This window comes from Zoogloea sp. JDB1, assembly GCF_056724025.1.
The window spans coordinates 4,214,721-4,235,762 of record NZ_CM161496.1; the positions used below are offsets into that span (position 1 = coordinate 4,214,721).

A 21,042-nucleotide genomic window follows, 5' to 3' on the forward strand; every position below is an offset into this window, starting at 1 on the left:
GCCCCCGCTCCACCACTCGCCCCCCACCCCAGCGATGAAACTGTTCTACGCCGACCACTTCGTGCTGCCCCTTCCCGAAGGCCACCGCTTCCCGATGGAAAAATACGCCCGCCTGCGGGCGCGCCTGCTCGCCGGCGGTTTGTTCGATGCCGACGACTTCCACGTGCCGGCGGCCGCCAACGACACCGAGATCCTGCGCGCCCACGATGCCCGCTACCTGCAAAGCGTGGCCCGCGGCATGCTGGACAAGGAGGCCCAGCGGCGCATCGGCTTTCCGTGGTCCGAGGCGATGGTCGAACGCTCGCGCCGTTCCGCCGGCGCCACGCTGGCCGCCTGCAGGACCGCCCTCGCAGAGGGCTGCGCCGCCAATCTGGCCGGCGGTACCCACCACGCCTTCCGCGACCGGGGCGAAGGCTTCTGCGTCTTCAACGATGCCGCCATCGCGGCGCTGGCCATGCGCGCCGAGGGCCGTGTCGAGCGGGTCGCCATCGTCGACTGCGACGTGCACCAGGGCAACGGCACCGCGGCGATCCTCGCCAAGCAGCCGGACTGTTTCACCTTCAGCATCCACGGCGCCCTCAACTATCCGTTCGACAAGGAACGCAGCGACCTGGACGTGGACATGCCCGATGGCAGCGGCGATGAAGCCTATCTCGACGCCCTGCGGCCCGCGCTGGCCGAGGTGTTCCGGCGCGCCGACCCGCAGCTGGTCATCTACCTGGCCGGCGCCGACCCTTTCGAGGACGACCGCTTCGGCCGCCTCAGGCTCAGCAAGGCCGGCCTCGCCGCCCGCGACGAGCTGGTGCTCGGCGAATGCCGACGCCGCAGCCTGCCGGTGGCCATCGCGATGGCCGGCGGCTACGCCCGCCAGATCGATGACACCGTGGACATCCACGTCGCCACGGTGAGCACCGCTGCGCACATCTTCCGTGCACGTAAAACAGCATCGCTATAATCGAGAAAACCCCAGCGAGGATTCCCCATGCGTTTCGAAGGCTCCGACAACTACGTCGCCACCCCCGACCTGATGCTGGCCGTCAATGCGGCGATCCGCCTGCAGCGCCCGCTGCTGATCAAGGGCGAGCCCGGCACCGGCAAGACCATGCTCGCCGAAGAGGTCGCCGCCGCCCTCGGCATGCCACTGATGCAGTGGCACATCAAGTCCACCACCAAGGCCCAGCAAGGCCTCTACGAATACGACGCTGTGTCCCGCCTGCGCGACTCCCAGCTCGGTGACGACAAGGTGAAGGACATCGGCAACTACATCGTCAAGGGCACCCTGTGGCAGGCCTTCGAGGCCGACGAACCGACCGTGGTGCTGATTGACGAGATCGACAAGGCCGACATCGAATTCCCCAACGACCTGCTGCGCGAACTCGACCGCATGGAGTTCCATGTCTATGAGACCCGCGAGACGGTCAAAGCACGCCACCGCCCCATCGTCTTCATCACCTCCAACAACGAGAAGGAGCTGCCGGATGCCTTCCTGCGCCGCTGCTTCTTCCACTACATCAAGTTCCCCGACCGGGACACGATGCAGCAGATCGTCAACGTGCACTTCCCCGGCATCAAGCAGGCCCTGCTGAAGGAAGCCCTGGAGGTCTTCTTCGGCCTGCGCGACGTGCCAGGCCTGAAGAAGAAGCCGTCCACATCCGAGCTGATCGACTGGCTCAAGCTGCTGGTGGCCGAAGAGATTCCGGTGGAAGCCCTGCGCTCGCCCGACCAGAAGGCCGCCATCCCGCCGCTGCACGGCGCCCTGCTGAAGAACGAGCAGGACATGCACCTCTTCGAGCGCCTGGTCTACATGGCCCAGCGCAACCGCTGAGCCGGATGCTGCCATGCTCATCGACTTCTTCCTGCACCTCAAAAACCGCAAGCTACCGGTGACGACCAAGGAATTCCTGACCCTGCTCGAAGCCCTCGAAGCCGGCCTGGGCGGGCACCGCATGGAAGACTTCTACTTTCTGGCCCGCGCCAGCCTGGTCAAGGACGAGAGCCAGTACGACCGCTTCGACCAAGCCTTCAGCGAGTACTTCAAGGGCATCGAGACCATCCCCGGCCTGGAAGTGGACCTGCCCGAGGAATGGCTGAAGGCCATGGCGACCAAGCACCTCAGCCCCGAAGAGAAGGCCAGGCTCGAGAAGCTCGGCTGGGACAAGCTGATGGAGGAATTCAAGAAGCGCCTGCAGGAACAGAAGGGGCGCCACCAGGGCGGCTCGAAATGGGTCGGTACCGGCGGCACCTCACCCTTTGGCAACAGCGGCTACAACCCGGAAGGCATCCGCGTCGGCGGCGAATCGGCCGGCAACCGCACGGCCATCAAGGTGTGGGAGCAGCGGGAATACCGCAACCTGGACGACACCGTCGAACTGGGCACCCGCAACATCAAGGTGGCGCTACGCCGCCTGCGCCGCTTCGCCCGCCTCGGCGCGCCGGACGAACTGGACCTGGACGGCACCATCGCCGCCACCGCCCGCAACGCCGGCTACCTGGATCTGCTGATGCGCCCCGAGCGCCACAACGCGGTAAAGGTACTGATCTTCTTCGACGTGGGCGGCTCGATGGACGACCACGTGAAGGTCTGCGAGGAGCTGTTCTCGGCCTGCCGCACCGAGTTCAAGCACCTGGAGTACTTCTACTTCCACAACTGCGTGTACGACCATGTGTGGCGGGACAGCCGTCGACGCCACTCGGAACGCACGCCGACCCTCGACGTGCTCCACAAATACGGCCCGGAATACAAGCTGATCTTCGTCGGCGACGCGACGATGAGCCCTTACGAGATCCTGCAGCCAGGCGGCTCCATCGAATACAGCAACCCGGAACCCGGCGCGACCTGGCTGCGCCGCCTCGCCGATGCCTATCCCGCGGTCGCCTGGCTCAACCCGGAGCCGGAGCGCATGTGGGACTATCGGCAAACCATCGGCATCGTGCGCCAGCTGCTGGGAGAGCGCATGTTCCCCCTCACGCTGGATGGTCTGACGCGAGCCATCACCCATCTGTCGCGGAAGCAATAGACACCACTTCCGCGTATGCCAGGACCAAGCCGGTGTCACGGCGCCCGGTAGTTGTCCTGGGTCAGCAGGTCGATGCCGCAGGGTAGTTGCTCGATCCAGTCGAGGAAGCGATTGACCATCACCTTGCCCTCGAATCGGCAACCATGCTGCGGCACGATCATCTCCACGTCCAGCTGGCGAACCATGTTCACCCAGAAGCGGCAGATCTTGTTGGAGATCATGTAGCGGCGATGGAAGCCGGCCATGGTAATCACATGGTCGTCGAAATCCCGCACCGGCTCGGCGGCCTGATGGTGGTCGACGAGCGAGGCGCCCATATCTCCCGAGAACAGGATCTTGGCCACTGGATCGTAGAACTGGAAGTTGCCTTCCGAATGCATGAAGTGGGCAGGCACCGCCTTGATCTTGCTCTCGCCGAGCGGGATGTTCATGCCTTCGTCGGGGATGCCGAGGATCCGCGCCGAGTAATCCTTGCCGGTGGTGAAGTGCGGTACAAAACGCGTCCACAGACGGGAGATCATCACCTTGCAATGGGTAGACACCATCCACTTGTTGAGGGAAGCGATGATGTCCGGGTCGGCGTGGGTAGCGAAGATGTAGTCCAGCCCCCGCGACGGAAAGAAGCGTTGCATGGACATCAGCAGGCCGTTGTAGGTCATGTTGCCGCCCGGGTCGATCAGCGCACCGTGCTCACCATCGACAATGAGGAACTGGTTGCACTGCACCGCATGGTCGGCTTCCTCGTCCACCAGATCGTAAAAGGCCAGACAGGCATGCTTGCCATTATTGAAGAGTTCGACTGCCATGGGGTGCATTCCGCGTATCAGAAAGATCGATACTTTATCCGAGTCGCCACATGGCGAAAACGTGACAGCAACTTACATTGACCGTCGTCAAAGAAACTTCTCGTCATTCGCACGGCATTGAGGTAGTTTTAGCACTTTCGGATAGTCCAGTCTCCGTCGTGAAACAAGTCATACCCCTACTTTGCGCGACTGTCATCCTGCTCGCACCGGTCGACTACGCGTGGTCCCTCGATACCGGCTTCGCCAGCCGGGCCCCGTCGTCCACCTTGAACAATCAGCAGAACAGCAGCTCGCTGATGGCCCGCAAGAAGCTGCTGGCCATGCGCAAGGGTCCTGGCGCCCAGGCCGGCTTCGGTGGCGTAAATGTGATGAACCGCGAGGGTGTCCGCCCGGAGGACCTGCGTCCCCCATCCGCCACGATGTGCGCCATGCAGGGCATCTCCGGGCATGCCAAGCCCAGCGCCATCTCACGCCAGGAAGCGTCCGGACGGGTCGTTCTGTCCACCGATCCCTCCAGCCTGAACGGGCAGAGTGCCGACATCTACAGCACCTGCGATTCGGCCGGCAAGCGCACCCGTGCCGGCCTCCGACCTGGCAGCGGATCGCTGCTCGTCGACTCGACAGGAGGGCGGATTGACAATACGGCAACGGCCCGCCTGCCCAACGCCAAGACGAAAAGCATCTACGACGCCAGGACCAACATGCTAGTCAGCACCAAGGCAACAAAGGATCGCACTGCCGGTTTCGCCAACCAGCCCGCCAAGTCCACGTCCCTGTTCGACCCGGTCACCGGCGGCATTAAGCCCCCCAAGGTCATGAGCGCGTACAGCGTCTATCAACAGACGCCCTGACAGACAGTATTGGCCCGTCAGCGCCTGACGGGCCAATACCAGCTCGGCACACCCTTGCGCCCCCCTCCCGCCCCCTGACGGCGGCGGCTGCGCAGGTGGCCGTCCACCGCGGCAATCCACGGCGCCAGATGCATGTCGGCGAGTTCGAGATCGACGAACAGCTCGGGCAGCCGGTAGGCGAACCAGCGATAGGCCGCCAGCAGACGCACGGTGGTTTCCGCCTCCTCCAGCGAGGCACGCCGCGGCGACTGGGGCAAGAAATCCAGCGCAATCGTCTTGCCCTTGTTGGCACCGTAAGCCCAGTCACGCCACACGCCGTCGATCGTCTCGTTCTGCGATGCCATCGGCGCCATCGAGAACACGTGCTTCTGATGCAGGCTGAGGTTTTTCATGCGGTCCAGCTGGGCCGCACGGGCCAGTTGCTCCTCCGGGATGTGCGGCGTGAAGAAACCGTCGCCACAGTCTGCATGGAGCAGGAACAGGGACAACAGCGCCTCCAGCCGGCGGTCGCCCGACATTTCGGCGATCTGTTCCAGGTAGGCTGAACCCGCCGTGATCTGGAAGCCCCTCACCTCCAACGGCTCCTGCTGGGCCTTCATGAGGCTGCTCACCACCCGGTGTTCTGCCGGGGTGAGACCCGCCACGACACCCTCCTCGTCATGATGACCGAAGCGCCCGGCGCGACCACCGATCTGCTGAAGCAGGGACGGCGACAGGGTTCCCCGCGACGTGCCATCGTACTTTTGCACGGCGGTGAACACGACGCGCCGGATGGGCAGATTGAGCCCCATGCCGATGGCGTCTGTGGCGACGAGGATATCCGCATCCCCGCCGGCGAAACGGTGCGCCTCCCGCTCCCGCACCTCCGGCGACAGCGCGCCATAGATGCAGGCCACCGATTTTCCGAGGGCCATCAGATCATCGCGCAGATTGAGGGCGTCCCGCCGCGAGAAGACGATGAAGGCGTCACCAGGCTTGGCACGCCGCAGCGCAGCCACCGGATCGTTGCCCAGCGCCTGCCCCACCACCAGCGGATGCTTGCGCTGCTTGCGCCGGACCTCCAGCGGCAGGCCCAGGCGGGCGGCCAGCGCCGTGATGGCCGGCTCCGCCGACAAGGCCCCGACCAGCCACACCTCGCGGGCATTGGCACCGACCACCGCCTGGGTCCACGCCCAGCCGCGATCCGGGTCGTCAAGCATCTGGATCTCGTCGATGACCGCCACCTCCACGGCCGTGGAGGCATCCAGCATCTCGATGGTGGATGCCGTCACGCGGCTGCCCTCGACGATGCGGTGCTCCTCGCCAGTGATCAGGGACGCGCCAACACCGAACTCCTCGTTCAGGCGGGTGAAGGCTTCCAGCGCCAGCAGACGCAGCGGCCCCAGATATACGCCGGACGTGGCTGTCGCCAGGCGCTCGAAGGCGTCGTGGGTTTTGCCAGAATTGGTGGGGCCCAGCACTGCCACCAGCCGGCGCGTGCGCCGGCCAGCCTGGAACGTGGCCGGATAATCGGACAGCTTCAGCGTCCGCCCGATCTGTTCCGCCAGATCGTGGTGGCGTTGCTTGGCGCGCAGATCGTTGAGGGACTGAGCCAGGCCCTTGCCAACCGTGGAAAGATCCAGATCGCCGCCGGACCACAGCTCCTTCAGCTTGCGCAGATTGGCTTGCAGCCCTTCCGCCGCACAGGCATCCAGATAGGCACCGATTTCGATGATCGCTGCTTCGAGCGCGTACTCCAGTTCCGCACCGACTTCCTTGAGCATGGCCTGTTCGAGCGCGTCCCGCACGTCGCCCGGCCGGCGTCGCCAATGGCTTGCCTGGCCCAGGCAGCTCTCGGGCAGATGACCAAAGACCCGGAACGCGTCACCCCGGATACGTATGGTCCGGCCCACGGCCAGCCACACCCGGTTACCGCTAAAGGTGCGGGAGAAGCGCAGGGCTTCCGACTGGCTGGCGGGTGCATGCATAAGAATCCTCTCAACGACGCCATCGGTGCATCCGATGGGCAAAACAACGGGGGGCGCACATCTTATTCGACCGCTCCTTCCCCGGCACGCCCAAATCCACGACCAAGGGGGAAATGTTCCACGGTCCGCCTGCCCGCCCCTGGGTCTGCGCGCTGGAGTAAATCCGCCACTCACGGTAGTGTTGCGCGTTTCCGGCCTCCGCCGGGCATCTTCTTTTACAGGGTAGGCATGTCTTGATGAGCGGTTTGCCACAGCCCCCGCGCCGGAGGCGCCGCGGGACGTCCCTGCCGGCATGGGCCCGGCGCATGCTCGCGCTGTCCTGCGCGGCGCTCACTGCCTGTGCCACCGACCACTTCGATCCGCAGCCCCTGTCTGCTGCCGCGATCGCCGATACTCATGCAGCCCGCGCGCTGAACTCAGCCGACCTGCAGCGCTACCTTTCGCAGCACGGCACAGCCCAGCCGCCGGAGCGCTGGGGGCTGGAGACGTTGACACTGGCGGCCTTCTATTACAACCCGGAACTGGAGGCCGCCCGCGCGCACCTGGCAACGGTGGAGGCCGGCCGTCTCACCGCCGCGCAACGCCCGAACCCAACCCTGCAACTGCCGCTGCAGGGCACGCTCAATCCCCAGGCCGGCACATCCCCCTGGACCCTCGGTTTCGCCCTCGACATTCCCATCGAGACCGGCGGCCGTCGCACTTACCGCATCAATCAGGCGTCGCAACTCAGCGATGCGGCACGCTTCAGTTTCGCGGCCTCTGCGTGGAGCGTACGCAGCCGCCTGCGTTCCGCGCTGCTGAACTTGTGGCACGCGGAAGCCCGCGAGACCCTGCTGCAGCAACAGGCGCTGATCGATCAGGACATCGCAGAACGCTTCGAGCGGCGGCGTGTACTGGGCGACGTTTCTCCCTGGGAAGCCAGTCAGCAACAGCTTGCGCTGATGCGAACCCAGGGCGAACAACTGGCCGCCCGGCGCCAGGCCGACAACGCCCGCGCCGCCGTGGCCACCACCCTGGGCGTTAGCCTGCCTGCGCTCGGCGCGGCAGCGCTGGACCTGTCGGCCTTCGAGCAACCACTCCCGCCCCTGCCCGCTCGCACACCGCAAAGGCACGCGCTGCTGAATCGTGCCGACGTGGCCGCCGCGCTGGCCCAGTTCGAAGCCAGCCAGTCCGCGCTGCAGGTGGAAATTGCCCGCCAGTATCCCAACATCACCCTGGGCCCTGGCTACACCTTTGACCAGAGCGCCCGCCGCCCCGGCTTCACTTTCGGTGGCCTGGAACTACCGCTCTTCAACCGCAACGAGGGGCCCATCGCCGAAGCAAGAGGACGGCGCCGGGAGGCCGAAGCGCGCATCCATCTACTGGAAAGCCAGGCCCTGGTGGAGACTGACGCCGCGATGACCGAATGCCTCGGTGCGCAGGAGAGCCTTCAACAACGGGAAGCCCAGCTCGCCGAACAGACACGCCAGCTTTCGCGCCTGCGCAAGGCCTTCGCCGCCGGCCAGGAGGACCGTCTGGCCGTGGCGCTGGCCGAGCAGCTACAGTTGTCAGCCCGCCAGTCCGCACTCGACGCCCGCCTGCAACTGCAAAGCGCGGTGGGGCGCCTGGAAGACGCCCTGCAACAGCCGCTCGCGACGGCAGCGGACAACAATCACAATCTGAAGTGATGATGCCCAACAAGACCCTCAGACGCACCTCGCTGGTACTCATACCTCTATTGGTGGTGGGACTCAGCGTGGCTGGTTTCCTGCAATCCCGTGCGGAAGAAGGCCGCGAGGCCGAACAGGAGAGCACAGCCGTCCCCTCACGCGTCGCGGTGGAAGATGGCTTCACCGTGCTGACCCTCGACAAGGTCATGCAGGCACACAATGACATCCGAACCGCCGTGCTCGCCCCCGGCGGCACGGGTAGCGGCGCTAGGTTCTACGGCACGGTGGTCGATCTGCAGCCTCTCACCGAACTGGCCAGCCGCCGCGATGCCGCCGCGGCAGATCTGGTGGCGACCAACGCCGCCCTCGGGGCCGCCCGCGCAGAACAGGCCCGCGTCGAAGCCCTATACCAGGACGGCGGCACCGCCTCGCTCAAGGCGCTTGAGACCGCCCGCACCACCGTCACGGCAGCAGACGCCAGATCACACGCGTCCCGGGCAACCCTCGGCAACGTCGAAAGCGCACTGCGCAACCAGTTCGGCACGGTCATCGCTGGTTGGGCCGGCCGCCAGGGAGGCCGCGCGCTCGCGCCCCTGCTGACACGGCGCGAAGCCCTGCTGCGTCTCGTGCCGCCGACGGCCGAGGCGCCGCCGGTGGTCATCATCACCAGCGATGGCATGCCGCCCCTCGAGGCGCGGCATATATCGACCTCTCCACTAGCCGATACTGCCTTCCACGGCCAGGCGCATTTCTATCGCACGACGGCCGACCTGCCCGCCGGCCTGCGCCTGAGCGCCCATGCGCCAGGCGCCGGCGGCGTGCGCATTCCAGGCGACGCCATCGTCTGGTACGGCGGACAGCCATGGGCCTACGTGCGGATTTCCGAGTCTCGTTTCGCGCGACGCCCGGTCGACGCCGGCCAGCCCCGGGACGGCGACTTCATCGTGACGCACATGTTTACTGCCGGTGAGCAGGTCGTCGTACGCGGCGCGCAGCTACTACTGTCCGAGGAGTCGCGGCCGGCGACGGCCGGACAAACGGACAACGACTGACGCCCTCGCCCGTGATGCTGACCGTCCTCATCGATTCCGCCGTCCGCCTGCGTGGCGTGATGGTCGCCCTGGCCTGCCTGCTGCTCGGTTACGGCATCTATGCCCTGAGCCAGTCGCGGCTCGACGTCTTCCCCGAGTTCACACCACCGCTGGTCACCGTGCAGACGGAAGCGCCGGGCCTGTCGGCCGAGCAAGTGGAGCAACTGGTCACCCAGCGCGTCGAGAATGTCCTCGGCGGTGCCAAAGGCCTCGCCTCCATGCGCTCCCAGTCGATCCAGGGCGTCTCCGTCATCACGCTCACCTTCAGCGACTCAACGGATATCTGGCGTGCCCGCCAGCTGGTCAGCGAACAGCTGGCGGCGCTGGCCGGCGAGCTACCGGCGGGTGTGCGCAGCCCGCGGATGACAGCGCTGAGCTCCGCCACCACCCAGGTGCTGGGCATCGGCCTGACGTCCGGCTCCAGATCGCTGATGGAATTGCGCAGCTTTGCCGAGTGGACGCTGAAGCCGCGCCTGCTGGGCCGCCCCGGCGTCTCCGACGTGGGCATCTACGGCGGTGATGTGAAGCAGTACCAGGTTCAGGTGGTGCCGGAGAAACTCGTGCGCCTCGGACTGTCGCTGCAGGATGTGGTGGCTGCCGCGCAGCGCGCGACCGGCGTGCGCGGCGCCGGCGTACTGGACACCGCCAACCAGCGCATCGTCCTCACCACTGAGGCGCAGGCCACCTCGGCGGCGCAGCTGGGCCAGGTTTTGCTGCGGACGCAGAGCGGCAGTGTCGTCCGCCTGGCGGATGTGGCGACGGTCGCAATCGGCAGCGAAGTGCCATTCAGCGGCGCCAACGTACAGGGCCGGCCCGGCGTGATCCTGATGGTCAGCAACCAGTACGGTGCCGACACCGTGTCGGTGACCCGTGAGCTCGACGGGGCGCTGGACAGCCTGCGCCCCGTGCTGGCAGCCCAGGACATCGAACTGCATGCGGACCTGTTCCGGCCCGCCAATTTCATCGTGGCGGCGACGGACCATCTGCGCACGGCTCTGCTGCTCGGTGCCGGCATGGTGGTGCTGGTGCTGTTCCTCTTCCTGTTCAATGCGCGCACTGCCTTCATCTCGGCGACGGCCATTCCCCTGTCGCTGCTGGCGGCCATCGTCGTTCTCCACCACATGGGCGTGGCGCTCAACACCATGACTTTGGGCGGCCTCGCCCTGGCACTGGGCGAGGTTGTGGACGACGCGATCATCGACGTGGAGAACATCTACCGGCGCCTGCGCGAGAACCGGCGCCTGGGCTACCCGCTCACCGCGCGGCAGGTGGTCGTGCGGGCGTCCACCGAGGTGCGCGGCGCGGTGATCTACGCCACCTTCACCGTCGCCGCGGTCTTCCTGCCGGTCCTGAGCCTGACCGGCGTGGCCGGCCGCCTGTTCGCCCCTCTGGCTCTCGCCTACCTGCTGGCCATCCTGTCGTCCCTCGTCGTGGCACTGACGCTGACGCCGGCCCTGTGCTACCTGCTGCTGGCGGCCCGGGACGAAGACGTGGAGGAGCCCCGCCTCTATGTCTGGCTCAAGGCGCATTACGCCCGGCTGCTCATGCATGTCGAGGCGCACTGGCGTACCGTCGTACTCGCCCTGGCCGGCCTGGCGGTGATGGCGCTGGCGACCCTGCCCTTCCTGCGCATGGAGTTCCTGCCGGAATTGCGCGAGGGCCACGTCATCGTGCATATGCGCGCCACGCCCGGCACGTCGCTGCAGGAAGCCCTGCGCATCGGGGCCCAGGTCAGCAAGGCCCTGCTCGAGGTGCCCAACATCCGCAGCGTCGCCCAGCGCGCTGGCCGCACAGCCCGCGGCGTGGATGTGCTGGGCCCGCAGTACAGCGAGTTCGAGGTGGACCTGGCGCCTGGGCTGGACGCAAAGGCCCAGGAGGCGACCCAGGCACGCATGCGGGAGATCCTGGCCCAGTTCGCCGGCCTCAGCTTCACCTCCGAGACCTTCCTCACCGAGCGCATCCAGGAAACCCTGTCCGGCTACACGGCACCCATCATCCTTAACGTTTTCGGCGCGGACCTGGATGTGCTGGATGGCCTGGCCCGGCAGGCCCAGGCCATCCTCGCCGCCGTTCCGGGCGCAAGCGGAGTGACGCAGCAATCACCACCGATGCTGCCCCAGCTGTCGGTTCGCCTGCGCCAGGACCAGCTCGCCCGCTGGGGCTTCGCGCCCCTGGACGTGCTGGAAGCCATCCAGACCGCCTACCAGGGCACCGACGTGGCCCAGGTGTACGAGGGCAACGCAGTCAGCAACGTCACCGTCGTGCTGGCCGCGGCGGCCCGACGCAACCCGGCCGGCGTCGGCGATCTGCCGCTGCGCAACGCGGCGGGAATGACCGTTCCGCTGCGCCGGCTGGCCGACATCCGCGAAACGGAAGGGCGTTACCTGATCCTCCACAGCGGTGGCCAGCGCCTGCAGACGGTCACCGCCCAGGTCGCCGGGCGCACCGTGGAGGAAGTCGTCGCCGACGCCCGGCAGCGCCTGAGCACCCACCTGAAGCTGCCGCGGGGCTACTTCTTCGCCTTTACCGGCGAAGCCCAGGCGCAGGCCCAGGCACGACAGGACCTGCTGGTCGACTTCGGAGTGGCCGCAGTCGTCATTGGCATTCTGGTCTACCTGGCCTTGAGGAGTACGCGCAGCATGCTGCTGGTGATGACCAACCTGCCCTTTGCGCTGGTCGGCGGCCTGGTGCTGGCCTTCGCCACCGGCGGCCTGCTCTCCCTCGGCTCCCTGGTGGGCTTCGTGACGCTGTTCGGCATCACCCTGCGCAACGCCATCATGCTCATCTCCCACTACCAATACCTGGTGCGGGAGGAAGGTCACGCGTGGAATCTGCAAACCGCACTGCTCGGCGCCACCGAACGCCTCGCGCCGATCCTGATGACCGCCTTGGTCACCGGCCTCGGCCTCCTGCCTCTGGCTCTGCAGAGCGGCGAGCCGGGCAACGAAGTTGAGGGACCGATGGCCATCATCATCCTGGGCGGCATCGTCACCTCGACTCTGCTCAATCTGCTGGTGCTGCCAACCCTGGCCTTGCGGTTCGGACGATTCGAGACAGGCGGCGCTCATCGACAGTAGCCGGATTTTCAACTTGAAGCGGACCGTGTGACTCTTCCTAAAAGAACGTTGTCCAGCCACCGTGGAGAAACACAAGAGTCGATCCGCAAGCCGCCATGCTTGAGACTCGAATGCAGAAAAGCAAAAAGCCCTGATTGCTCAGGGCTTTTTGCTTGAAACTGGTCTTGGCGGAGAGTGAGTCCCCCTAAAACCTATTCAAAGAAGCCCAAAGAAATCCAGAACTACAATCTAACTCTTTGTTTTATTGTAAATCACAATCCAAAACCGTCCAAGCCATACCAACAGAAATCAACCCCTCGTGGCATACTGGATGGCATACTAGCCAAGGAGCTTCCCATGGCCACAATCACCGATACCAAAGCCCGAAACATCAAACCCGACGATCCGGCGATCCCTCACGGGAGTATCACCGGCCTCGCTCTACACCCATCGAAAACGAAGGGGCACGGCAAGTGGGTGCTGCGCTACGTCAGCCCCATAAATGGCAAGCGCAGGAACGCTGGCCTGGGCTCCTATCCAGAAGTCAGCATCGCCGAAGCCGGCAAGCGTGCGTCGGCCATGCGGATTGAACTCGCGGACGGAAAAGACCCCCTGGAAGAGAAGGCCAAAATCGAAGAGAAGCCCAAGATCCCTACCTTCAAAGAAGCCGCAGAGATACTCCACCAAGATCTGCTCCCCGGCTGGAAAAACCCCAAGCATGGCCAGCAATGGATCAACACTCTAACCGAGTACGTCTTCCCAAAGCTTGGCGCGAAGTTTCTCCATGAACTTCAACCCGGTGATGTGGCCGACGTCTTGAGGCCGATCTGGCTCACGAAGGCGGAAACGGCCAGTCGGGTGAAGCAGCGCATCCACGCCGTGATGGCCTGGGGCTGGGCGCATGGTCATTGCCAGTCGAACCCTGTCGACGTTGTTGGGCACCTTCTTGCGCAGCAACCCGGCAAAGCCATTCGTACCAAGCATCACCCTGCGATGCCTTGGCGAGACATTCCGGAGTTCGTTCAAACACACCTGAAACCGGGAAAACGTCCTGATGTGACTCGGACATTGCTGGAGTTTCTGATCCTGACGGCCTCCCGATCTGGCGAAGTACGCGGCATGACCTGGGCTGAGGTCGATCGAAAGAATGCGATCTGGACAGTTCCTGGGGAACGGATGAAGGCGAAGGTTCCTCATCGAGTCCCCCTTTCGCCTCGTGCACTGGACATTCTGGAGGGACAAGAAGGTCAACACGAAACCCTGGTTTTTCCGTCACCCCGGGACCAGGTCGAACTCTCCGACATGGCCATCACTTCCCTACTCCGCCGATTGAAGGCTCAGAGCGACACGCCGGGACGGATTGCCACAGCGCACGGCTTTCGATCCAGTTTTCGCGACTGGTGCAGTGAGAAAGGGTACTCCCGTGACCTAGCCGAGCGGTCACTGGCTCACACGATCAAGGACAAGGTTGAGGCTGCATATCACCGCACCGATCTGCTCGAACAACGCAGAGAACTCATGAACACCTGGGCGACCTATATTTCCGGCGCTCCTTCTCTTGCAGCCGTTTTCGCATCTCATCGCCCCATCCAAAAGTGAAGGATCTGAAAGTAGCGGTCATGGTGGACGAGTCGGGAGAACCGAAGTGCTTTGACGCGGACCGATGAGTGATTGATTGCCATGAAGCGATTTATCGAAGGACTGAGCCGAACGCAGGGTAGCCCCTTACCAAACCTGCGCGATGTGCTCACCCGACTACCCCCATGCACAAGACGAACCGGATCTCGGAGCTCACGTCCGGATAGGCCACTTGAAGGGACAAGCTCGACAGCACCTGTTGATCGGTGAGGCTCACTGCCGGATAGACAGATCATGCCAGCCCGCCGCCATAAGCGGCGGGACCGGCCGGCGCCATGGATCATGTACCCGCCATCTGCACCAAGAGCAGCCGCCCCCCGGCCTCGGCGGAAAGAAGAATCTGCGCGCCGTCTTCCAGCAACACCTTCCCGCCAACCGGCACGTCCTTCCGTGCCCGAACGTCGCGCATCTGCTGCATGCGCTCGTTAACCAGGAACCATTCGCCGTTGTGTTTGACGAAGTAGCCCACCCGCTTGGAGTCCTCGGCCGATAGCTTCTCGTTGGGAAAAACCAATCGCGATTCGTGCCAGCGAAACAGGGATTGGCCATCGTAGACCATGATCCGGTGGTTGTCGGGCATGAACTTGCCTTTGGCGTGGGACGAATACAGGTTCAGGACCGGCAGCCTGCCTTTGTGTTGCGTACCGCAGAAAGGGCATTTGGGGGCCACTTTGTTATCAAAGGGATACCACGCTTGCTCGCACTTTGGGTTCTCGCAGCGCTGCAGCAAATCGACCGTCTTCACCAGAGCGGTCTCCCACTCGTCAGCCGTGGGACGCTTGGCAGGATCTTTTAAGCCCTGGATAAAGGCGCGTTCGAATAGCTCGCTCAGGTAGGGGCCGGTGATCGTATAGGGCAGCTTGTCAGTGTCCTTCCACGGCAACTCGGAAGCGCTGGCATTGCTCGCCTTCAGCCGATTGGATAGATCCGTGGGATGCTCAATGAAGAGAGCCTTTTCCCCCATCATCAGATCCTCGTCGCGCTGGGAGTCGCTCGCGTCGTGCACTTTGTCGCCACGCAAGGGGTGGCGATAGAGCAAGTACATGTAGATTAGGACAGCTAGGGCGTGCAGGTCTGTCATCCGCGAGGGGAGTTTCCGATCCGCGTGATTCTTCTCGAGATGGGCCGTTCTTACCACCTCGGGGGCTATGAAGTCCGGTGTCCCGATCACCGCCGGCGGGTGCTTTCCTGGCACCACCAGACCGTCGATGTCGATGAGGCAAGCCTGCCCGCTCACCGGGTCCAGTAGCACATTGTTGTAGCCCAAGTCTGAGTGGGATATTCCGGCCATGTGCATGCGGCGCACGGCGCGGGCCAACTGCACGCACACCCGGATGTAGCGCATCCAGTCGCCCAGCTCACGCGGATCGAGGAACTTTGCCCGATGATTCGGCGTGGCGAACCATTTGCCGATCTTCTCTTTCTTGCGGATGCCAAGCATGTCGTTGTTGCGCGACCCATGCTCAAAGAAGAAACAATCCCTGTAGAAGGGCACCACAACCCCGAGCCGCCCCTCATGCTCGACCACAGAAGTGGGCCAGCAGTAGAGATTCTTTAGGTAGTCCCCGCCCTCCTGATTGAAGATCTTTTCACGGTAGCGCCCAGTGATCTCCAGCAGGCGGTCGCGGCTATCGGGGGTGGCCTTCTCACGGAAGAAGGCCACCACATAGCGGCCGTCCGGGCTGAACATTACATCCTTTACCCCGCCCTGCGCCTTCACTTCATCCACGAACTTCACTGTACTGCCGTCGCTTGCGGTCAGCGTTACTACTTTACTCATCGTCAGCCTTAATAAATGACGGCGATCGTGCGATCGTCATGGTTGCCAGGTGACCAGAAATCGAGCCAGCGGAGGAGGCGATCTTCCGGTGCTTCCCCAACAGGTCCGTTGAGGACAACAGGACTCAACTCGCCCCACAGCGCATCCCACTCGGCCAACTCGCCCAAACGGGCCTCGGTTTCGAACTTCGGATCGGAGACTCCATCGGTCATCAGGATGAAGGCCGTGAAGTCCTCGACCAGCGCAAAGGCCGTGCGCTTGAGAAGGCCGGCTTGGGAGACCTCGTTCTGATCGAGAAACCGGGTCTGGCCGGAGAACTCCCCCGAATCGACCACACCGAGAAGCTGGACCTCCTGGCCGGTGCGATAGACCGCCACGGCGCCATCGCCCACCCAATACGAAGCGCACAGCCATTGATTCTGGACCTTACACGCCACACCGATCAGGAGCGTGGTTGAGAGGTCCTTGACCGCCTCGATGGCGCCGTTTGAGGCCGCAGTCTCATCAAGGATGGCCTTCATCGCGCGGTGCGCCGCGTAGCCCACGGTGGAGTAAAGCGCGTGATGCAGCACAGTGCACAACTGGTCCTTATAGGCGGGCATAGCGGAGGCAAGCTGCTCGGCGGCCAAGAGCACCTTCGCCCCGGCGTCCCCTGAAAGCACATCGCGCAAGTACGCCTCGGCCGTCTGCACCACGATCTTGGAACCGAGTCGGGAGAGCTTCGCACTACCTGCGCCATCGGCGACGACGGCGATGTGCCAATCGCCTTCGGCAATTCGGTGGACCGCAAAGTCGTCATCGCAACAGGTGCCCACATGAGCATGGGAGCGCCCCCGCGTACGGGCCGCGACGATTTTCCTGTGCGGCCCATCTACAAAGGCTGTCGCGCTGTCGGGCTTCCAATGCGGCCCCATTCGGTCGGAGGGAAGATTCTTCCACAGGGATCGTGGGTCCGCATTCACGTAGAACTTGAACGCATCTGTTCGCAAGCAATTAACTGGATCACCCTCGCATCGATACACCACCTTTACTGAGAATTCGCCGTTCTCAGCGGGCGTGCCATGCACAAGATGAGTTCCCCGATCATAGGTCAGCGCCAATGGCGCTGGAAAACTCACGTTCTGAATATGAATGACAGCAGATGAAGGCTCATAAATAAGCGTATGCTCATAAGTTTCATTCTGCTTGGCATTGGGGAGGCGGAAAATTAGCCCGACAATCGGAGGAAGTGCAGTAGGCCGCTCAGGACTTGGGATGGGAGCAGTCACGGATGTAGGCTCAGGAGGAGGAGTAAAGGTGGGTGCGGGAACAATAAAAGAATCTTCAACTAATGACGGTGGAGGTAAATCGCCGACCTTGGCTGGCAAAGGCACACGACTTTCATCCTTACGGAACGGGGGAAGATCGTACCTCACGCAGTTTGCGTCAAGATAACGCCTCCATTCACTCTGGATATCTGACTCGAAGCGCTTGAACAAGCAATGGATTGTCTGCTCGTCGATAAACCGGGATAGAAGATCGAAATGTTCGTTGCGGCGGATATTCAACACTCGCTGGGTATAAGCTTTTCGGGCTTCGCTCATCGTCAGCCTCGGGCTCTAGTCACATCAAAGCTACCTTCATCGAAACCGATCTCGATTTCTCGATTGCAGCCAGGGCAAGTTGCAGTGTCCGTCTCGTTAAAGCAAAAAATTTGGCCGCAACCACACATCACGAAAGCGAATCGTGCGCCGCAATGCGGACAACCAGGCGCACCAATCAGAGCATCGGTGCTGACCGTCTGCTCGAAAACACGATCATCAGAAAGCTCACCAAAGTCTTTCTCCGCAGGATAGACACCGGCAAGGTTGTAGCGCACCGGCCCGCCCTTCCCTTTCAGCCGCTCGTACTTCATGAGGTAAGGCAGTCGGGTCTTCTGGCACTTGCCGTTAAGGATCACGAAATCTTCATCGACTGCTGCGGCCTTGGTGACCGAATCGACCAGCTTCATCACTTCGTTGTCCATCTTGGCCAGATTGACCTTTTGCGGCTCGCCGGCGCCCACGCTGCGGCTTTGCGCGCTCACGCTGGCGCTGATCCACGTGACGAATTTTTTGAAGCCTTCCTCGCTGGCATCTTCCATCCGCATCACGTTCGGCGTAAGCACGGACAGCTCCTCCAATGCGGCGTAAGGTCCGATACCAATGGCGACCAGGTTTGCCCGTTTGGCATAACGCGCCTTCCAGCGCGAGAACGCGACCGTCGTGTCGTCGGTGCTCTTGCCGTCCGTCAGTAAGAACACCATCGGCTTCCAGTCCCCTTTGACCTCTGACGTGGAGGCTTTCACGCTCCGGTCGATCTCGTTCATCACATGCCCCAGGGCGGCGCCGATGGAGGTTCCCGAGCCAAGAGGGAGGCGGGGCGGGTAGAAGGAGATCAGTTCGACCAGGGGCGTGAGCGTCTTGGGCTTGCCGGCGAAGGCGATCACCGACAGATAGGCGGTCTCCAGTGCGTAGGGGTCGGTACGCAGGCTCTTCACCAGCCGCTCCAGCCCCTCCTGCATCGCACGCAGGTTGTCGCCGGCCATGCTCTCGGACACATCGACAACGAGAAAAACGGGTAAGCGGCGCATGGGTCTTCCTTATAGGACGATGTTCAGTTCAGGCGGCGGAGGCGGAAGTTCTACCGCGCTGGTCGCACCACGGCTCTGGCTGCTCTGCGCGAAGGTCGCGGACACCCACTGGAAGAACTGGCTGAAGGAGGCCGCGTCCATCGTGTCCAGGCTCACCACCGTATCGGTGAGGCGCTTCAACTGAACCGGGTCCGCCTTCGGCCCGGCCGCGCACGCGACGATCTTGGCAAAACCGCAGGCCTGAATGCGCGGAATGATCTCGCTGTAGGCCAGGGTGTCCGTAGGCTTGCCGTCCGTGAGGATCACCAGAATCGGCCGCCAATCGCCCTTCTCAGTCGTACTGGACTTACGCACGTCCTGCTGCACACGCTCATAGATGTGTTCCAGCGCGGCCCCCAGGAGCGTCGCACCCGAACGCGGGCAGGTAATCTCGGGCAAGAAAACCTGATCGAGCGGCGTGGGCAACAGAACTTCTTTGATATCCGAGTCAAAGGTCACAATGGACAGGTGCACGCTCTCCAGCGCGTAGGGGTTGCTGCGAAGCGAAGTCAGCAGGGCTTGCAGCCCGGCGTTCACCGCTACGATGGGCTCCCCGTTCATCGAACCGGATGTGTCGATGCATAGATAGGTCAGCAGTCGTCTGGTCATCGTGGCCTCACATGTAGGGCGCGAGGACTTCAACGAAGCTGTCCGCCTCGTGCGGCGTGCCGATGGCGCCGAACTTCCATCCGCTGCCTTCGCGCCGCACTTCCGCAAAGGTCAGGCTCCGGCAGTTAGAGTACGACGCATCTCCGCTGATGTCGAAGCGACACATTTCCGTCCCCTTGGCGTTGACCGCACGGATGAAGGCGTTTTGCACGTTGCCGAAGGACTGCTTGTTCTTCTTGCCCTCGTAGATCTGCACCACGAAGAGGATGCGCTGGTAGCACTGAGGGATCTCATCGAGCTTCACCACGATCTGCTCGTCGTCGCCGTCGCCGTCGCCGGTGCGGTTGTCTCCGGTGAGCCAGATCGCGCCAGAGGGGTGTTTGAGCGAGTTGTAGAAAACCACATCACCCTTGATCAGCGAGTTGTCTTTCCCGAGGCTCTCCACCCTGTCGTTTCCGTTCAGGAGAAAGGCGATCGCATCGAGGTCATAGTCGGGCGCCTTGGCCCCGAAGAGCCCGGCCAGTCCGCCGCGCTTCTGCTCGACCACATCCCAGCCAAGGCCGATGGTGACCCGCGACAGATCGAATCCGCCGTCTTTGCGCAGGCTCACGCCCTCCCCCTTTTTTAGACTCACTCCCATGCTGTGCTCTCCTTACAGTGCGACGTTGATTTCAGGCGGCGGCGGGGGTAGTTCGTCCAGGCCACCAACATCCTTCTTTGTGAGGTCGATCTTCTGGCTCGAAACCGAGATCGAGGACGAAACCCACTTGAAGAACGCCTTGATCGAGTTGGCGTCAGCCGTATCGAGGCGCACGACCTGCTCGGTGATGCGCTTGAGCACGTTGGTATCTGCGCCCGGGCCGGCGGCGCAGGCGATGAAGGAGCCGATCCGAACGGTAGACAGGGCCTTGATCCCGACATCAAGGTCGTCGGTCGGCGCCCCGTCGCTCAACATGAAACAGACTGGTTTCCAGTCCCCCTTGGCCTCCGCGGAACCCTTCTGGACTTCCGCCTCGATGCGCCCGGCCAGGAGCTTGAGGGCCGCCCCCATCGCGGTGGTGCCCCCAGCCTGAATGTCAGGCACTTGGAACTGCACCAACTCGGTGAGCGGACTGACCTGCTGGGCGGTACTACCGAAGGTGATCACCGACAGGAACGCCGTCTCCAGCGCATAGGGGTCCTGGCGCAGGCTCGATACAAGCGTCTGGACACCGGCACGCACCGATTCGATAGCCTCCCCATGCATCGAACCGGATACATCAAGGAGTAAGTAGACAGGTAGGCGGCGCATTCAATTTCTCCGAAAAGTTAAAACAACCAGCGTTTTAGCGCAGTGCAAACAAAACAACACGCATAAGCAAGACGGCATAGATTGCGGCGAGGGCATCATCGAACATTACGCCGAACCCGTTTTTAAGTTTGGCGTCGGCAATTCGAATGGGCCAGGGCTTCAGAATATCGAAGAAGCGGAAGGCCACGAAGGCGGCAACCCATGTCGTCCACGTATGCGGAACGCACATCAGCACCGCCGCAAAGGCCACGATCTCGTCCCAAACGATGCCCCCATGATCGACCACGCCGAGCGCTCTGCCCGCCTCGTCGCAGACCCTACAACCGACAGCGAAAGCCAGTGCCAGCGCGCTTATTGCCATCCATAGGGGCATCCAAAGAAGGGGCAGTACCAGCAGACAGCCCCCCAAGGTGCCGAAAGTTCCGGGCGCTTTTGGTGCCAGCCCGAGTCCCCAGCCTAGCGCGCAGAAGCGCCCCGGCGAGGAAACCAGAAATTTGAAAGTCGGCTGCACCTACCTCTCCTGCTTTGTGATTGGATAAAGTCGGTCTGTATCGTCCGACAAAACAATGCAGATATGCTTTTGCATAAGTGCAATATTGCACATTTATAGAATGAAATATTTCACAAATTACAATGC

At 63.1% G+C, this 21,042-nt stretch carries 17 protein-coding genes; 8 read left to right on the forward strand and 9 right to left on the reverse strand.

All coding sequences use genetic code 11. From position 1 onward, the window contains the following. Positions 1-34 precede the first annotated feature (34 nt). The 3 genes from AC1PPK_RS18975 to AC1PPK_RS18985 are packed head-to-tail and all read left to right on the forward strand — an operon-like array spanning position 35 to position 3,017. Entirely contained in the window at positions 35-955 is a 921-nt protein-coding gene (locus AC1PPK_RS18975) for a histone deacetylase family protein (protein WP_481114578.1), read from the forward strand. Between the two features lie 27 nt (positions 956-982). Further along, positions 983-1,825, forward strand: a complete 843-nt coding sequence (locus AC1PPK_RS18980; RefSeq protein ID WP_481114579.1) for an AAA family ATPase — start codon at positions 983-985, stop codon at positions 1,823-1,825. 13 nt (positions 1,826-1,838) lie between these two features. After that, positions 1,839-3,017 carry a vWA domain-containing protein gene (locus AC1PPK_RS18985; RefSeq protein ID WP_481114580.1) on the forward strand — a complete coding sequence of 393 codons (1,179 nt, stop codon included), beginning with the start codon at positions 1,839-1,841 and terminating at the stop codon, positions 3,015-3,017. A 35-nt stretch (positions 3,018-3,052) separates the two neighbouring features. Here AC1PPK_RS18985 and AC1PPK_RS18990 read toward each other — a convergent pair whose 3' ends face one another. Further along, the gene (locus AC1PPK_RS18990) at positions 3,053-3,823 is read right to left on the reverse strand and encodes an oxygen-binding di-iron domain-containing protein (RefSeq protein ID WP_481114581.1); all 771 of its coding nucleotides are present in this window, start codon (positions 3,821-3,823) and stop codon (positions 3,053-3,055) included. A gap of 158 nt (positions 3,824-3,981) precedes the next feature. Here AC1PPK_RS18990 and AC1PPK_RS18995 point away from each other — a divergent pair, with 158 nt between their 5' ends. After that, a complete protein-coding gene (locus AC1PPK_RS18995; RefSeq protein ID WP_481114582.1) occupies positions 3,982-4,674 on the forward strand; it encodes a hypothetical protein in 693 nt (230 codons plus the stop codon). A 17-nt stretch (positions 4,675-4,691) separates the two neighbouring features. On the opposite strand, the gene AC1PPK_RS19000 is transcribed toward AC1PPK_RS18995, so the two are convergent. After that, a complete protein-coding gene (locus AC1PPK_RS19000) occupies positions 4,692-6,641 on the reverse strand; it encodes a helicase-related protein (protein WP_481114583.1) in 1,950 nt (649 codons plus the stop codon). Between the two features lie 305 nt (positions 6,642-6,946). Here AC1PPK_RS19000 and AC1PPK_RS19005 point away from each other — a divergent pair, with 305 nt between their 5' ends. From AC1PPK_RS19005 to AC1PPK_RS19020, 4 genes are all read left to right on the forward strand, one after another. Continuing rightward, complete coding sequence (locus AC1PPK_RS19005) at positions 6,947-8,308, forward strand: TolC family protein (RefSeq protein WP_481114584.1); 1,362 nt, start codon at positions 6,947-6,949, stop codon at positions 8,306-8,308. Next, entirely contained in the window at positions 8,308-9,342 is a 1,035-nt protein-coding gene (locus AC1PPK_RS19010; protein WP_481114585.1) for an efflux RND transporter periplasmic adaptor subunit, read from the forward strand. The genes AC1PPK_RS19005 and AC1PPK_RS19010 overlap by 1 nt, the downstream gene beginning before the upstream one ends. 14 nt (positions 9,343-9,356) lie before the next feature. Next, positions 9,357-12,458, forward strand: a complete 3,102-nt coding sequence (locus tag AC1PPK_RS19015) for an efflux RND transporter permease subunit (RefSeq protein ID WP_481118235.1) — start codon at positions 9,357-9,359, stop codon at positions 12,456-12,458. Positions 12,459-12,794: 336 nt separating this feature from the next. Then, entirely contained in the window at positions 12,795-14,036 is a 1,242-nt protein-coding gene (locus AC1PPK_RS19020; protein ID WP_481114586.1) for a tyrosine-type recombinase/integrase, read from the forward strand. A gap of 319 nt (positions 14,037-14,355) precedes the next feature. Here the strand turns inward: AC1PPK_RS19020 and AC1PPK_RS19025 are convergent, their stop codons facing one another. The 7 genes from AC1PPK_RS19025 to AC1PPK_RS19055 are packed head-to-tail and all read right to left on the reverse strand — an operon-like array spanning position 14,356 to position 20,916. Continuing rightward, complete coding sequence (locus AC1PPK_RS19025; RefSeq protein WP_481114587.1) at positions 14,356-15,855, reverse strand: protein kinase domain-containing protein; 1,500 nt, start codon at positions 15,853-15,855, stop codon at positions 14,356-14,358. Between the two features lie 8 nt (positions 15,856-15,863). Next, the gene (locus AC1PPK_RS19030) at positions 15,864-17,438 is read right to left on the reverse strand and encodes a PP2C family serine/threonine-protein phosphatase (protein ID WP_481114588.1); all 1,575 of its coding nucleotides are present in this window, start codon (positions 17,436-17,438) and stop codon (positions 15,864-15,866) included. A 2-nt stretch (positions 17,439-17,440) separates the two neighbouring features. Continuing rightward, the gene (locus tag AC1PPK_RS19035; protein WP_481114589.1) at positions 17,441-18,466 is read right to left on the reverse strand and encodes a TerY-C metal binding domain-containing protein; all 1,026 of its coding nucleotides are present in this window, start codon (positions 18,464-18,466) and stop codon (positions 17,441-17,443) included. A gap of 9 nt (positions 18,467-18,475) precedes the next feature. Further along, complete coding sequence (locus AC1PPK_RS19040) at positions 18,476-19,114, reverse strand: vWA domain-containing protein (RefSeq protein ID WP_481114590.1); 639 nt, start codon at positions 19,112-19,114, stop codon at positions 18,476-18,478. 7 nt (positions 19,115-19,121) lie between these two features. Then, entirely contained in the window at positions 19,122-19,754 is a 633-nt protein-coding gene (locus AC1PPK_RS19045; protein ID WP_481114591.1) for a TerD family protein, read from the reverse strand. Between the two features lie 12 nt (positions 19,755-19,766). Then, positions 19,767-20,405 (reverse strand): vWA domain-containing protein, encoded by a 639-nt coding sequence (locus AC1PPK_RS19050; RefSeq protein ID WP_481114592.1) that lies wholly within the window; start codon positions 20,403-20,405, stop codon positions 19,767-19,769. A 34-nt stretch (positions 20,406-20,439) separates the two neighbouring features. After that, positions 20,440-20,916, reverse strand: a complete 477-nt coding sequence (locus AC1PPK_RS19055; RefSeq protein ID WP_481114593.1) for a phosphatidylglycerophosphatase A family protein — start codon at positions 20,914-20,916, stop codon at positions 20,440-20,442. Positions 20,917-21,042 lie beyond the last annotated feature (126 nt).

What these genes read in the sequence shown, in the direction of transcription:
- AC1PPK_RS18975 (WP_481114578.1), top strand. Translation starts at nt 35, where the DNA reads ATGAAACTGTTCTACGCCGACCACTTCGTGCTGCCCCTTCCCGAAGGC.
- AC1PPK_RS18980 (WP_481114579.1), top strand. Translation starts at nt 983, where the DNA reads ATGCGTTTCGAAGGCTCCGACAACTACGTCGCCACCCCCGACCTGATG.
- AC1PPK_RS18985 (WP_481114580.1), top strand. Translation starts at nt 1,839, where the DNA reads ATGCTCATCGACTTCTTCCTGCACCTCAAAAACCGCAAGCTACCGGTG.
- AC1PPK_RS18990 (WP_481114581.1), bottom strand. Translation starts at nt 3,823, where the DNA reads ATGGCAGTCGAACTCTTCAATAATGGCAAGCATGCCTGTCTGGCCTTT.
- AC1PPK_RS19000 (WP_481114583.1), bottom strand. Translation starts at nt 6,641, where the DNA reads ATGCATGCACCCGCCAGCCAGTCGGAAGCCCTGCGCTTCTCCCGCACC.
- AC1PPK_RS19005 (WP_481114584.1), top strand. Translation starts at nt 6,947, where the DNA reads ATGCTCGCGCTGTCCTGCGCGGCGCTCACTGCCTGTGCCACCGACCAC.
- AC1PPK_RS19010 (WP_481114585.1), top strand. Translation starts at nt 8,308, where the DNA reads ATGATGCCCAACAAGACCCTCAGACGCACCTCGCTGGTACTCATACCT.
- AC1PPK_RS19015 (WP_481118235.1), top strand. Translation starts at nt 9,357, where the DNA reads ATGCTGACCGTCCTCATCGATTCCGCCGTCCGCCTGCGTGGCGTGATG.
- AC1PPK_RS19020 (WP_481114586.1), top strand. Translation starts at nt 12,795, where the DNA reads ATGGCCACAATCACCGATACCAAAGCCCGAAACATCAAACCCGACGAT.
- AC1PPK_RS19025 (WP_481114587.1), bottom strand. Translation starts at nt 15,855, where the DNA reads ATGAGTAAAGTAGTAACGCTGACCGCAAGCGACGGCAGTACAGTGAAG.
- AC1PPK_RS19030 (WP_481114588.1), bottom strand. Translation starts at nt 17,438, where the DNA reads ATGAGCGAAGCCCGAAAAGCTTATACCCAGCGAGTGTTGAATATCCGC.
- AC1PPK_RS19035 (WP_481114589.1), bottom strand. Translation starts at nt 18,466, where the DNA reads ATGCGCCGCTTACCCGTTTTTCTCGTTGTCGATGTGTCCGAGAGCATG.
- AC1PPK_RS19040 (WP_481114590.1), bottom strand. Translation starts at nt 19,114, where the DNA reads ATGACCAGACGACTGCTGACCTATCTATGCATCGACACATCCGGTTCG.
- AC1PPK_RS19045 (WP_481114591.1), bottom strand. Translation starts at nt 19,754, where the DNA reads ATGGGAGTGAGTCTAAAAAAGGGGGAGGGCGTGAGCCTGCGCAAAGAC.
- AC1PPK_RS19050 (WP_481114592.1), bottom strand. Translation starts at nt 20,405, where the DNA reads ATGCGCCGCCTACCTGTCTACTTACTCCTTGATGTATCCGGTTCGATG.